Annotated in this window: 14 protein-coding genes; 9 read left to right on the top strand and 5 right to left on the bottom strand. The window is 63.1% G+C overall.

Annotation, left to right across the window (positions count from 1 at the left end):
- Positions 1-31: 31 nt before the first annotated feature.
- The 9 genes from PQQ51_RS20945 to PQQ51_RS20905 all read left to right on the top strand — a co-directional run bounded on the left by PQQ51_RS20945 (position 32) and on the right by PQQ51_RS20905 (position 6720).
- Entirely contained in the window at positions 32-811 is a 780-nt protein-coding gene (locus PQQ51_RS20945) for an RNA polymerase sigma factor (protein ID WP_408498728.1), read from the top strand.
- Positions 801-1721 (top strand): anti-sigma factor family protein, encoded by a 921-nt coding sequence (locus PQQ51_RS20940; RefSeq protein ID WP_408498727.1) that lies wholly within the window; start codon positions 801-803, stop codon positions 1719-1721. The genes PQQ51_RS20945 and PQQ51_RS20940 overlap by 11 nt, the downstream gene beginning before the upstream one ends.
- 201 nt (positions 1722-1922) lie before the next feature.
- Positions 1923-2297, top strand: a complete 375-nt coding sequence (gene rpsF, locus PQQ51_RS20935; protein WP_035550559.1) for a 30S ribosomal protein S6 — start codon at positions 1923-1925, stop codon at positions 2295-2297.
- A 50-nt stretch (positions 2298-2347) separates the two neighbouring features.
- Positions 2348-2647, top strand: coding sequence for a primosomal replication protein N (gene priB / locus PQQ51_RS20930; protein ID WP_007182110.1), 300 nt, complete (start codon positions 2348-2350; stop codon positions 2645-2647).
- A gap of 2 nt (positions 2648-2649) precedes the next feature.
- Positions 2650-2925 carry a 30S ribosomal protein S18 gene (gene rpsR, locus PQQ51_RS20925; protein WP_012432802.1) on the top strand — a complete coding sequence of 92 codons (276 nt, stop codon included), beginning with the start codon at positions 2650-2652 and terminating at the stop codon, positions 2923-2925.
- Between the two features lie 27 nt (positions 2926-2952).
- A complete protein-coding gene (gene rplI, locus PQQ51_RS20920) occupies positions 2953-3405 on the top strand; it encodes a 50S ribosomal protein L9 (RefSeq protein ID WP_408498726.1) in 453 nt (150 codons plus the stop codon).
- Positions 3406-3558: 153 nt separating this feature from the next.
- Positions 3559-4944, top strand: coding sequence for a replicative DNA helicase (locus tag PQQ51_RS20915; RefSeq protein ID WP_408498725.1), 1386 nt, complete (start codon positions 3559-3561; stop codon positions 4942-4944).
- A 139-nt stretch (positions 4945-5083) separates the two neighbouring features.
- Positions 5084-5710, top strand: a complete 627-nt coding sequence (locus PQQ51_RS20910) for a DUF47 domain-containing protein (protein WP_408498723.1) — start codon at positions 5084-5086, stop codon at positions 5708-5710.
- Positions 5710-6720, top strand: a complete 1011-nt coding sequence (locus tag PQQ51_RS20905) for an inorganic phosphate transporter (RefSeq protein ID WP_408498722.1) — start codon at positions 5710-5712, stop codon at positions 6718-6720. Before PQQ51_RS20910 ends, PQQ51_RS20905 begins: the two co-directional genes overlap by 1 nt.
- 78 nt (positions 6721-6798) lie before the next feature.
- Here PQQ51_RS20905 and PQQ51_RS20900 read toward each other — a convergent pair whose 3' ends face one another.
- From PQQ51_RS20900 to PQQ51_RS20880, 5 genes are all read right to left on the bottom strand, one after another.
- A complete protein-coding gene (locus PQQ51_RS20900) occupies positions 6799-7605 on the bottom strand; it encodes an SDR family NAD(P)-dependent oxidoreductase (protein ID WP_408498721.1) in 807 nt (268 codons plus the stop codon).
- 122 nt (positions 7606-7727) lie between these two features.
- Positions 7728-8948 (bottom strand): C40 family peptidase, encoded by a 1221-nt coding sequence (locus PQQ51_RS20895; protein WP_408498720.1) that lies wholly within the window; start codon positions 8946-8948, stop codon positions 7728-7730.
- Between the two features lie 204 nt (positions 8949-9152).
- A complete protein-coding gene (locus tag PQQ51_RS20890) occupies positions 9153-11039 on the bottom strand; it encodes a PhoH family protein (protein ID WP_408498719.1) in 1887 nt (628 codons plus the stop codon).
- 347 nt (positions 11040-11386) lie between these two features.
- Positions 11387-11848, bottom strand: a complete 462-nt coding sequence (locus PQQ51_RS20885; protein WP_408498718.1) for a peroxiredoxin — start codon at positions 11846-11848, stop codon at positions 11387-11389.
- 151 nt (positions 11849-11999) lie between these two features.
- Positions 12000-12893: a polysaccharide deacetylase family protein gene (locus tag PQQ51_RS20880; RefSeq protein WP_408498717.1), complete on the bottom strand. Its 894-nt coding sequence runs from the start codon at positions 12891-12893 to the stop codon at positions 12000-12002.
- Positions 12894-12897: the final 4 nt, after the last annotated feature.

Raw genomic sequence — 12897 nt, 5'->3', positions numbered from 1 at the left:
TCACATAGTCGCAATGCCCTGGAGGGCCGAGGTGGTCCAGACCGAATCAACCGCAACTCGATCCGCATCCGGCGCGCCGCCGGGCGCCGAAACCGAGGCGGCAAGGAGTCGCCGTTTTCAGCAACTCGCGCTGCCGCACCTCGACGCCGCGTACAACCTCGCGCGCTGGCTGTGCGGCAACCCGAACGATGCGGACGACGTCGTGCAGGAAGCGTTCATGCGCGCGTTCCGTTTCTTCGACACGTTCCGCGGCGACTCCGCGCGACCGTGGCTGCTGGCGATCGTGCGCCGCACCTGGTACACGGAGTGGCGGCGGCGCGCGGCGTCGCATGAGCAGGTCGAGTTCGACGACACGATGGACGACGCCACGTTCGACGGCTGGAGCGCGGGCGGCGACGATCCGCAGACGCTGCTGATCCGCGACGAAGACGCGAAGCAGGTGCATCAGGCGCTCGCGCAGTTGCCGGTGGAGTATCGCGAGGTGCTGATCCTGCGCGAGCTCGAGGAGATGGGCTATCGCGAGATCGCGATGGTCGCCGACGTGCCGATCGGCACCGTGATGTCGCGGCTCGCTCGCGGGCGCCGCAAGCTGGCGGCGCTGTTGACGGGTGTGGCGGGCGGGCGGTCGGGGGCCGGTTCGGGGCCGGGCGTCCGCGGCGGCGCCTTGTCTCCGGGTTGTCCCGGTGGTTCCAGTGGTTCCGCGTCGACGGCCTCGGTCACGCCACTGCGGGCGGTGTCGAACGCCCGCTCATCCAATCCGCCCGGCGGCGCTGCCGCCGGCTTCGCCCAGGAGACGCCAGATGGACTGTAACGAAGCGCGGCCGCTCCTCGACGCGAGCGCCGATCATGAACTACCCGCACCGGACGCGCTGCGCATGCAGCAGCACATCGAGAGTTGCGATGCATGCCGCCGGGAAACCGAAGGCCTGCACGCGCTGAGCCGTGTGTTGAGCGGCGCGCCTTATCATCGCGCGCCGGAGTCGCTGCGCGAGCGTCTCATCGCAGCGCTGCCGCCGACGGAAGAGACCGTCGCGGCGGCCACGCCGCGTCGACGCGGCTGGATCGTTGGCTTGCTGGATGGCTGGCGTGGGCTGAAAGGCGGCGCAGATGGCGGCCATCGCGGGCTGGGTGGCGTGGGCGGCCTGGCGGGAGGGCTGGGCGGCGGCGCGTCTAACCCGGGGATTTCCTACGGCTGGCTGGCGGCATTGATCATCGCGCTGGGCGCAGCCGCCGCGGGTGTCTCGCTGGGCCTGCACAAAACTCAGAGCTCGCCGTTCATCGACGAACTGGTCGAAAGCCATGTTCGCGCCCAGGTATCCGGTCGCGACATCGACGTGATTTCGACCGACCGGCATACGGTCAAGCCGTGGTTCAACGGCCGGCTCGACTATGCGCCGCCGGTCGAAAATCTGGTGGCGAACGGCTATTCGCTGGAAGGCGGGCGCCTCGATTACCTTGCGCATCAACGGGTAGCGGTGCTGGTGTACCGCTACCAGAAGCATGTAATCGACGTGTACGTGGTTCCGCAGAACGCCCCCGGTTTCGACGCCACGGCCCCGGCGACGCTCGCTCGCGAAGGCTATTCGATTGCGCAGTGGAACGCGCAGGGCATGACCTGGTGGGCGATCTCCGACGCCGCGCCCGATGCGCTGAGCGGTCTGGAAACGGCGCTGAAGGCGCGGCTGCAAAGCGGCAGTGAGCGCACGGAAACCGGCTCGTAATCAGCTCGTAACCATCGAGTCACTGCGTGGGAAACTGCTCGAGCCGGCCTAAACCCTTGAAAACACAACCGAATCACGCGCTCGGCTGAGCGAATATCTTGCAACCCGGCCCTATTCGGGTTACACTCTTTGGCTTCTCACTTGCCACACCGGTTCCGACGCCCGGGTGGCTTTAATCCATAAGTCACACAAGGAGTGAATATGCGTCATTACGAAATCGTATTTATCGTGCATCCGGATCAAAGCGAGCAAGTGCCCGCAATGATCGAGCGTTACAAGAGCACGATCACCTCGCACGGTGGCCAGATCCACCGCATCGAAGACTGGGGCCGTCGCCAACTGGCCTACATGATCGAGAAACTCGCCAAGGCTCACTACGTCTGCATGAACATCGAATGCGATCAAACCACGCTCGACGAGCTGGAACACGCATTCAAGTTCAACGACGCAGTTCTGCGTCACCTGATCGTCAAGCTGAAGAAGGCCGAAACCGGCCCGTCGCCGATGATGAAGGAAGTGCAGCGCGAAGAAGCCAAGAAGTCGGCTGCTACGCAACCGTCCGAAGCGCAGGCTTAAGACACACTATTTAAGCTACCAGAACAAGCGTCGTTTTCGCCGAAGGCACCATGAACCGGTTGCAACTTACGGCCAGCGTCGTCGAACGCGAACCGGTGCGGTACACCCCCGCCGGCGTTCCGATTGCAGGTTGCACGTTGCACCACCGCACGGAAGTCGTCGAAGCCGGTATTGCCCGGCAAGTCGAACTGACCATGCAGGCGGTAGCCGCAGGCGAGGCGAGCGGTAAGCTGGAAAGCTGTCAGATGGGCGTGGAAACGCTCTTCACAGGCTTTCTGGCAAAGAAACACCGCAACGCAAGAACTCTGGTATTTCACATCACAGCATTGCAGGACATTGGAAAGGACTGAACATGCCCCGCCCGACTGGTAAGAAATTCGACAAGCGTCGTCAGCAACAAAATCCGCTCTTCAAGCGCAAGAAGTTCTGCCGTTTCACGGCTGCCAACGTCGATCACATCGACTACAAAGACCTCGAAACGCTGAAGGACTTCATCGGCGAAAACGGCAAGATCACGCCGGCGCGTCTCACGGGTACGAAGTCGCACTATCAACGCCAGCTGGACACGGCCATCAAGCGCGCACGCTTCCTCGCGCTGGTGCCGTACACCGACCAGCACAAGGCCTAACCCGACGACGCGATAAGGAGTATCCGAATGCAAATTATTCTTCTGGAAAAAGTCGTCAACCTGGGCAATCTGGGCGACATCGTCAAGGTCAAGGACGGTTACGCACGTAACTTCCTGATCCCGAACAAGCAGGCTCGCCGTGCAACGAAAGACGCGCTGGCTGAGTTTGAAGTTCGCCGCGCCGAACTCGAAAAGATCGCCGCTGAAAAGCTGGCTGCCGCTCAAGCTCAAGGCGAAAAGCTGGCAGGCTCGACGGTTCAGATCGGTCAGAAGGCAGGCGTCGACGGCCGTCTGTTCGGTTCGGTAACGAACTCGGACATCGCCGAAGCACTGGTTACGCTGGGCTTCGCAGTGGAAAAGGCGCAAGTGCGTCTGCCGGAAGGCCCGCTGAAGCTGGTGGGCGACCACTCGGTTCAGATCTCGCTGCACACCGACGTTCTGGTCGATGTGACGGTGGCTGTGATCGGCGAACACGTCTAAGCACAGGTCACAGGTAAGCATCTGCCAGGAAGTCGCTGGTAAAAGGCAGGGGCCGGGTAACCGGCCCCTGCCTTTTTTATGCGCGCTTTCCGTGCATTGAACGATCGCATTACGAGTTCCCTCCGAGCGCATTTACCCCGATAATCCCTCTCCATGAACGCACCGTCCAAAGACCCCCAAATCGAGTCGCTGAAAGTCCCGCCGCATTCGATCGAGGCCGAGCAATCGGTGCTGGGCGGCCTGCTGCTCGATAACGCCGCATGGGACCGCATCGCGGATTTCCTGTCGCAGAGCGATTTTTACCGGTACGACCACCGCATCATCTTCGAGCATATCGGCAAGCTGATCGCGGCCACGCGTCCGGCCGACGTGATCACCGTGTACGAAGCGCTCGGCACGTCGGGTAAGGCGGAAGAGGTCGGCGGCCTCGCATATCTGAATGCGCTCGCGCAGAACACGCCGAGCGCGGCCAACATCCGCCGTTATGCGGAAATCGTGCGCGATCGCGCAGTGTTGCGTCGGCTGGTGTCGGTGGCGGATGAAATCTCGGCCGACGCGTTCAATCCGCAAGGCAAGGAAGTCCGCCAGTTGCTGGACGAGGCGGAGTCGAAAGTGTTTTCGATCGCCGAAGACGGTGCGCGCGGCACGCAAGGCTTTCTGGAAATCGGGCCGCTATTGACCGAAGTGGTCGAGCGGATCGACACGCTGTACCACACCGCCAATCCGAGCGACGTGACCGGTACGCCCACAGGTTTCGTCGATCTGGATCGCATGACTTCGGGTATGCACGGCGGCGAGCTGATCATCGTCGCAGGGCGCCCGTCGATGGGTAAGACCGCGTTTTCGATGAATATCGGCGAATACGTGGCTGTCGAGTATGGTCTGCCGGTCGCGGTGTTCTCGATGGAAATGCCGGGCAGCCAACTCACGATGCGTATGCTCGGCTCGGTCGGCCGGCTCGACCAGCATCGGATGCGAACCGGGCGTCTGACCGACGAGGATTGGCCGAAGCTCACGCACGCGGTGCAGAAAATGAGTGAGGCGCAGATTTTCATCGACGAAACCGGCGGCCTGAATCCGATGGAATTGCGCTCGCGCGCGCGCCGTCTGTCGCGCCAGTGCGGCAAGCTGGGCCTGATCATCATCGACTATTTGCAGCTGATGAGCGGCTCGTCATCCGGCGAAAACCGCGCAACTGAAATCTCGGAAATCTCACGTTCGCTGAAGAGTCTCGCGAAAGAGCTCGACGTGCCGGTGATCGCGTTGTCGCAGTTGAATCGCGGTCTCGAACAGCGCCCGAACAAGCGGCCGATCATGTCGGACTTGCGCGAATCCGGCGCTATCGAGCAGGATGCGGACGTTATCCTGTTCATTTACCGCGATGAAGTCTACAACCCGGACAGCCCGGACAAAGGCACGGCCGAGATTATCATCGGTAAACAGCGGAATGGTCCGATCGGCCCCGTTCGGCTCACGTTCCATGGTCAATTCACGAAGTTCGATAATTTTGCGGGCGCGCAGAATTTCTACAGCGACTAATCCAGAAGTAAAGAAATAGTTAGAGCGCCTGTTGTAACGGCGCTTTCGCCCATGCTTTCAAAAGTGCGGCCGGGGCCTCGCAACGGTACAATGTGGCGGTTTTATGTCAGCCATAATGTGACCAATTTTCGGGATCCCAATGTTCGGTCGTTTCATGCCCACCGAGGGCAAGTTCTTTGAAATCTTCAATGCGCACGCAACGTGCATCGTCTCCGCAAGCCGCGAACTCGAGCTGCTGATCGACAATCTGCAAGACGCTGAAACTCACAAGCAAAACGTGCAAAAGGCCGAGAAGGCCGCTGACAAGCTCACGCACGAAACCATCGACCTGCTGCACAAGACTTTCATCACGCCGCTCGACCGCGACGAGATCCACAAGCTGATCACCACGATGGACGACATCCTCGACCTGATGGAGGACGTCGCCACGGCCATCTCGCTGTACGACGTGCAGGCGGTAACCTCCGAGGCGAGCCAGTTGGCGCACATCTGCACGGCGGCCTCCGAGCGCGTGCAGTTCGCGGTCAGTCTGCTGTCCGACATGAAGCAGGCCAGCCAGATCCTGAAGGCCTGTGAGGACATCGACCGTCTGGAGTCGGAAGCCGATCGCGTGCTGCGCTCGGCCATGTCCAAACTGTTTCGCGAAGAAGACAACGTCAAGACGCTGATCAAGCTGAAAGCGATTTACGAACTGCTCGAAACGATCACCGACAAGTGCGAGGACGTAGCGAACATCATCGAAGGCATCGTGCTGGAAAACGCCTAATGCAATCGATACAACTCGCTATCTGGGTCGTTGCCGGCCTGGTTGCCGTCGCGCTGATCTTCGACTTCATGAACGGCTTTCACGACGCGGCGAATTCGATCGCCACGGTCGTGTCCACCGGCGTGCTCAAACCGCAGCAGGCGGTGGCGTTCGCGGCGGCGTTCAACGTGATCGCGTATTTCGTGTTCCATCTGAAAGTGGCGGCCACCGTCGGCAAGGGCACGATCGATCCGAATATCGTCGACCATTACGTGATTTTCGGCGCGCTGGTCGGTGCAATCGGCTGGAACATCATCACGTGGCATTACGGCATTCCGTCTAGCTCTTCGCATGCGCTGATCGGCGGTCTGGTCGGCGCGGCGCTCGCCAAGTCGGGCTGGGGTTCGCTCAATTTCGACGGTCTGATGAAGACGGTCGCCTTCATCTTCATCTCGCCGCTGCTCGGTTTTATCCTCGGTTCGTTCTTCATGCTGGCCGTGTCGTGGATCTATTTCCGCACGCCGCCGAGCAAGGTCGACCGGCGTTTCCGGCGTTTGCAACTGGTGTCCGCGGGTTTGTATAGCCTCGGTCACGGCGGCAACGACGCGCAGAAAACCATCGGCATTATCTGGATGCTGCTGATCGCGACCGGCTACGCGTCGTCGATCGCGGATGCGCCGCCGCTGTGGGTGATCGGCGGCTGCTATCTGTCGATGGGTATCGGTACGCTGTTCGGCGGCTGGCGGATCGTCCGCACGATGGGACAGAAGATCACAAAGCTGAAGCCGGTCGGCGGTTTCTGCGCGGAGGCGGGCGGGGCGATCACGCTGTTTACCGCTTCGTGGCTCGGTATTCCGGTGTCCACCACGCATACGATTACCGGCGCGATCGTCGGTGTCGGTGCAACGCAGAAGTTGAGCGCGGTGCGCTGGGGCGTGGCCGGCAACATCGTCTGGGCGTGGATTCTGACGATTCCGGCGTCCGCTGCGCTGTCCGCCGCGGGCTGGTGGCTGGGCCACCGTTTTCTGTAACGCGGGTTTGTTGTTCACGTTCTTCGCGCGCGACTGCCACCGTGGCGGTCCGCGCGCACCGGCCTTGTAGCAACCGGCTTAGATCAGCGGCGCGCTGCCGCCGTCCATCGGGACGATTGCGCCCGTCACATAGCTCGCGCGGCGGCTCGCCAGAAACAGCGCGACGTCGGCGATTTCCTCCGGTTTTGCATAGCGGCCCAACGGCACTTTGGCCTGGCCGCGCGCGAGCGCTTCGGCGCTCTCGACACCTTGCTGCGCCGCCTCCAGCTTGACCGCTTCCTCGACACGTTCGGTCAATGTCGCACCCGGATTGATCGCATTGATGCGGATCCCATAGCGCGCGTAGTAGTGGGCGAGGCCGACGGTCGCGAGCATCAGCGCGGCATTCGCGGCGCCGCCGGCGATATGGATATCGCTCGCGATCTTGCCGCCCATACCGATGATATTGACGATGGTGCCCGGCTCCGCGCCGTGGCCGCCCTTGACGCGCTCGGCCATGCGGCGCAGCACTTCCTGCTGCGGGTAGATATAGGGGAAATATTTCGCTTCCATGGTCGCGCGGAAAGCGTCGGCGTCGAGCGTTTCCGGGTCGTAGCGGCGCGCCGCGCCGGCGCTGTTGACCAGCACGTCGATCGGGCCGACGGCGGTGCTGACTTCGTCGACGATGTCGGCGGCGCTGTGCGGGTCATGCAGGTCGGCGCGTGTGCGATGCACGTGCAAGCCTTCCGCGCGCAACTGCTCATAAGCGCGCGCCAGATTGGCGGGGTCGCGCGAGACGATCGCGACTTTCGCGCCTTCCACCGCGAATGCGCGGGCGCACGCGAGGCCGATGCCTTTGCTGCCGCCGGTGATCAACACTACCTTGTCTTTGAGTCCGAGATCCATTGTCGCCACCTGCTTCCGGAAGAATATCGGTGACGATAGCAGATCGGCGGTGCGCCTGTGATACGCCGCGCAGCGCGTGACGCAGGCGGGGAGGATGCGTTGCGCGGTTCCGCGCGCAAGCGTCAGAAGTTGCCGTTCGCGAAGCGGGCGATCGGGTCGTCGGTGGTTTGCGTCGGGGCGGGGATGCCGCGCGAGGCCGTCGACGCGCGCATGATCTGCACGCCGCCGTCTGCATCGGCTTGCTGGGCTTGCCGCGCCTGGCGAGCGGCGACGGAGGCGGGCGGAGGTGGCTCGAAAGCGTCGGCGGCTGCGTCGATCGGATCGGGCGCATTGCGGGCAGGCGTGGCCGGCGCGGCGGCGCGAGCGGCGACCGCCTGTTGTTGCGAAGCTTGCGCGCCAGCGGCGTTGGAGTCGTAGCCGTTCGACACCGCAGCGTTGACGCCGACAACCGGCGTCGGCGACACCGCGCCAGCGGCCCGCGCCTGTATCTGCGCGGCGCTCATGCCCGGTGGCGGCGGTTCGAACGGATCAGCTTGCGGTGCGGCAACTGTCGTAGAAGTCGTGACCGCCGCCGTCTGAGTCGCCGCGGTAACCTGCGCACGAGGCACGGTCGCCACGCGAGTTGCGGTTTGCTGCGATTCGGGTGAGGCCGCCGCATAAGCAGGTGCTTGTGCAGCCGAGCGGGTTGTCAGCGGCGCCTGGCCCACTGCGGTATACGCCGGTGCCGCAGCCGGCGCCGCGCGCTCCGGCTGCGGCGCTGAAGCCTGATAACTCGGTGTATCGAACGGTGCGGGTGTCGTCGCCGGCGCGGCCACGCGACGAATGCCGTCGAAGCGCTTGGCCCAGTAAGGATTCGTCAGATAGTCGAGCCGCACGGTGCCGCCGGTCGACGGCGCGTTGACGAAGCGCAGCTTGCCCACATAAATGCCGACGTGCGAATGCGCGCGTCCTGTCGTATTGAAAAAAATCAGATCGCCCGGCGCGATCTCGTCGGGCTCGATGGATTCGCCGCGGCCGCTCATGTCGGCGGTGGTGCGAGGCAGATTCACCGACGCCGCCCGCGACACCACATAGCGAACCAGACCACTGCAATCGAAGCCGCTGTCGGGCGTATTACCGCCCCAGCGGTATGGAATGCCGACCAGGCTCATCGCCTGAATCGAAATTTCCTCGCGACCGATGCTGTGATCGACGAAGTTCGGGAAGCCCGGCGGCGGCGCGTGATAGGCGCCGTTCGTCACGACCACCGACGACCCCGCGCGCGACGACGACGTCTTCTGCGGCGCGCCGGCACAGGCGGCGAGCAGCAGGACGGTCAGCAGCGAAAAGGCGAGTCGGCGCATGAAGACGGGCGAGCGGGTAAACGTTCGTTTAATGGCGGGCGATGTCGGGATGGTAGCCCGTCACACCGCGCTCCGGCAACAGTTCTTGACAAATTACTTGAAGTTCGTGCGCTAAGTGTTGCCGTCCGGAACGCCCAGCCCATAAAAAAGCCGCCGCCGGTTGAGACCGGCGGCGGCTTGGTACGTGAATCAAGTGATTGAAATTTAAAGAATTTCCGACGCGTAGTCGGCAAGACGCGAGCGTTCGCCACGCGCGAGTGTTACATGCCCGCTGTGCGCCCAGCCCTTGAACCGGTCGACCACATACGTGAGACCCGAACTGCCTTCAGTCAGATAAGGTGTGTCGATCTGCGCGATGTTGCCCAGACAGATGATCTTCGTGCCCGGACCCGCACGCGTAACGAGCGTTTTCATCTGCTTCGGCGTCAGGTTCTGCGCTTCGTCGATGATCAGATACTTGTCCACGAACGTGCGGCCGCGCATGAAGTTCATGCTCTTCACCTTCAGTCGCGAACGGATCAGTTCCTGCGTCGCAGCGCGACCCCATTCGCCGGCGGCGTCGTCGGTTTTCTGCAGGACTTCGAGGTTGTCGTCGAATGCGCCCATCCACGGCTGCATTTTTTCCTCTTCCGTACCCGGCAGGAAGCCGATGTCTTCACCCACCGGCACCGTCGCGCGCGTCACGATGATTTCGTTGTAGCGCTTGTCGTCGAGCACCTGAGCCAGACCCGCGGCGAGCGCGACCAGCGTCTTGCCGGTGCCGGCCTGACCGAGCAGCGTGACGAAGTCGATCTCCGGGTTCATCAACAGGTTCAGCGCGAAGTTCTGCTCGCGGTTGCGCGCGGTGATGCCCCACACGTTGTTCTTGTGGTGGCCGTAGTCGCGCAAGGTTTGCAGCAGCGCGGTCTTGCCGTTCAACTCGCGCACCAGCGCGTGAAACGCCGGCTCGCCGTTCTGCGGCTCCAGATAGACGAACTCGTTGACCAGCATCGACGCGCACAGCGGACCCGTCACACGGTAATACGTGGTGCCGGTTTTGGTGTCCTGCCAACTCTCCATGCCCTTCGCGTGCTTCGTCCAGAAATCCTGGGGCAGCGCGCGGATGCCGGAGTACAGCAGATCGCTGTCTTCGAGCACCTGGTCGTTGAAGTAGTCTTCAGCCGGCAGACCGAGCGCGTGCGCCTTGATGCGCATATTGATGTCTTTCGACACCAGCACGACCTGGCGGTCCGCCCGATCGCGCTGCAACGCGCGCACGACGCCGAGAATCTGGTTGTCGGCCTTGCCTTCGGGCAGACCTTCCACCGGCTCGATAGCCGTCAGTTTGGTCTGGAAGTACAGCCGCCCGGACGCCTCGCGGCTGCCGAGGCGGGCGAGCGAAATGCCGTCGGACATGTTGCCGGCGTTCGCCACCAGCGCGTCCAGCGTGCGGCTCACCTGGCGAGCGTTACGCGCGACTTCCGACATGCCTTTCTTGTGGTTGTCGAGTTCTTCCAACGTCATCATCGGCAGATAGACGTCGTGTTCCTCGAAACGGAACAGGCAGCTCGGATCGTGCATCAGCACGTTGGTGTCGAGCACGAACAGCTTCTGCATTTCGACCGGATCCGTGGCCGAGCTGCGTTTTCTGCCGGAGCCACGGGTGCTCGGCGCGGGTGCCGCGGACGCACTGGCCGCCGGCTGCTTCGCGCTCGGCGAGCGGGCGACGGCGGGTTCTGTGGAGCGTTTTTCGGCCACCGGCTCGGCTTGCGGACGAGCAGCGGGAACCGGTTGCAGCAACGCGGCGGTCTGCTTCGATTTGCGCGAACGTGCCGGCGCGGCTTGCTCAGCGGATGCGGACGCAGCGGCAGAAGCCGACGCTGCCGGGGAAGCCGGTACTGGCCGCAGCGTGGTCGCGGCATTGGCGGCGTGGGCCATCGGCGTGGCGACATTCGCGCGGCCGTAATCGATCGACTCCGCGGCCGACTCTGCGGCATCCCCTTGATGCGCCTGTTTCTTCGCGGCGGAGCGCGCCGGCGAGGCGGCTTTGGCCTTGTATTCGTCAGGCGGCAGGAGATTGCCGAGCTTGCTGGGGGGGGTAGGCAAAGGCATGGTGTCCCTCTAAATAATCGGGTCGCATTTCGTGCGCCGCCTGTCGCATTCTGCCGGTGCCAGTGGTTGCGCACGCAGTTTGCGCCCGGAGGCGCGCATTCGGTCTAGAGATGCCGGTTCGCCTGGTCTTCGATCGGCTCCTTAACGGAAGCGTTTGGCCGAGTGAACGAACGGCCGCGCGCAATTGAAAAAGCCGCCGCCCCGGCGTACGGGGCAAGCGGCTCGCCTACGGTTATCGCGTTGCGCCTCACGACTTCGACGGCACCGGTGAAACGGCCGCCAAGTCTGGCGCAGCAACGGAAGGAATGGGGTGGACAGGCACTCATTGCAACCCAATATAACGCGCCTCACAGCGCTTGTACAGCCTCCAGAATATCGTCGACGTGGCCGGGTACTTTCACCCCGCGCCACTCCTGGCGGAGCACACCTTCGGCGTCGATCAGGAACGTGGAGCGTTCGATTCCCCGTACTTCTTTGCCATACATTTTCTTCATTTTGATGACGTTGAAGAGCGCGCAGAGCGTTTCTTCCGGATCGGAAATCAGCGGGAACGGCAGTTCGAGCTTGGCCTTGAAGTTGTCATGCGAGCGCAGGCTGTCGCGCGACACGCCGAGGATTTCCGCGCCGGCCTTCTTGAACTTCGGATACAGATCGCGGAATTGCAGGCCTTCGGTGGTGCAGCCCGGCGTGTTGTCTTTCGGATAAAAGTACAGCACGACCTTCTTGCCATGCAGCTTGGACAGCGTGATCTCGCCACCGGTGGCGGGGGCGGTGAAGTCGGGGATGGGTTGGTCGACTGCGATGGGCACGAGGTTCTCCGGTTGTTATGGCCTGCGCCGCCGGATTGGCTGCGGCGGCGTCGGCCTGGCATCGAGGCTTGGGCTTCGGGGAGGTCGACCGCGGCGCGGCGGATTCTCGCGCGGCGGCCGGGTCGTCAGGATCGGCGAAACGGTTGGCCAGTCAGGGCTGGACAATCAATTCGCCGGAGCGGCCTGGAATTTCACCCCATGTAACAGGGTACGATGGCAGCGTGCTGCGGTCTAGCGTGGCGTAGTAATCGCCCATCGTCGCGAACGTGTGACCCTGCGCGCGCCAGCCCTCGAGCAATTGTTCGAACACTGGCGCGAGCTTCTGCCCTTCGAGCTCTGCATGAAGGGTGAACACCTGATCGTGCGGATTATTCCGCGTGCGTTCGAGAATCGCTGCGGCCACGTTGTGCAGGTCCACGCCGTCCACGCCGAGCACTTCGTCGAGCGTGGGGAGGGTGGTGGGCATCTGCACGTGTTCAAGCGTCTTGCCGTCGACCACCGGCAGATACGGCGAATGACCGCGGCCGTCGGACGCGTAGTGCATGCCCCACGCGTCGATCTGTTCGAACGCGTGGCCGTTCATCTGCCAGCCGGCCGCGCCGTGCGTGACGGGCGGCGTGCCGAAAATATCGACGAAGCGCTGGTGGCTCTTCTGCATCTGCGCGGCCGTCCACGCGCGGTCTTTCGAGCGCACGTTGTCCTGCCAGTACACGTGGTCCCACGTATGGATGCCGCACTCGAAGCCGGCCTCGTGAATCGCGCGCATTTCCGCCGACGTCTTCGCGCCGATGTCCGGACCGGGCAGCAGCACGCCGTACATCAATTGCTTGACGCCGTAGTGTTCGACCACCGACGTGCGCGACACCTTCTGCAGAAACCCCGGCCGCAACACGCGACGCATCGCCCAGCCGGTGTGGTCCGGCCCGAGGCTGAACAGAAAGGTGGCGCGCGCCTTGAAGCGGTCGAAGATACGCGCGAGATTCGGCACGCCTTCGCGGGTGCCGCGCAGCGTGTCGACGTCGATCTTCAGGACGATACGGGCCAAGGAT

This window comes from Paraburkholderia xenovorans (assembly GCF_046030735.1).
GTDB lineage: Bacteria > Pseudomonadota > Gammaproteobacteria > Burkholderiales > Burkholderiaceae > Paraburkholderia > Paraburkholderia xenovorans_A.
Note: the sequence above shows the minus strand (reverse complement) of the source record. Positions and strands in the feature narration are given on the sequence as shown.

Bases quoted from the DNA above. Each gene is read 5' to 3' on its own strand.
- rplI (WP_408498726.1), top strand. From the start codon at position 2,953: ATGCAAATTATTCTTCTGGAAAAAGTCGTCAACCTGGGCAATCTGGGC.
- PQQ51_RS20905 (WP_408498722.1), top strand. From the start codon at position 5,710: ATGCAATCGATACAACTCGCTATCTGGGTCGTTGCCGGCCTGGTTGCC.
- rpsR (WP_012432802.1), top strand. From the start codon at position 2,650: ATGCCCCGCCCGACTGGTAAGAAATTCGACAAGCGTCGTCAGCAACAA.
- PQQ51_RS20900 (WP_408498721.1), bottom strand. From the start codon at position 7,605: ATGGATCTCGGACTCAAAGACAAGGTAGTGTTGATCACCGGCGGCAGC.
- rpsF (WP_035550559.1), top strand. From the start codon at position 1,923: ATGCGTCATTACGAAATCGTATTTATCGTGCATCCGGATCAAAGCGAG.
- PQQ51_RS20915 (WP_408498725.1), top strand. From the start codon at position 3,559: ATGAACGCACCGTCCAAAGACCCCCAAATCGAGTCGCTGAAAGTCCCG.
- PQQ51_RS20890 (WP_408498719.1), bottom strand. From the start codon at position 11,039: ATGCCTTTGCCTACCCCCCCCAGCAAGCTCGGCAATCTCCTGCCGCCT.
- priB (WP_007182110.1), top strand. From the start codon at position 2,348: ATGAACCGGTTGCAACTTACGGCCAGCGTCGTCGAACGCGAACCGGTG.
- PQQ51_RS20910 (WP_408498723.1), top strand. From the start codon at position 5,084: ATGTTCGGTCGTTTCATGCCCACCGAGGGCAAGTTCTTTGAAATCTTC.
- PQQ51_RS20895 (WP_408498720.1), bottom strand. From the start codon at position 8,948: ATGCGCCGACTCGCCTTTTCGCTGCTGACCGTCCTGCTGCTCGCCGCC.
- PQQ51_RS20940 (WP_408498727.1), top strand. From the start codon at position 801: ATGGACTGTAACGAAGCGCGGCCGCTCCTCGACGCGAGCGCCGATCAT.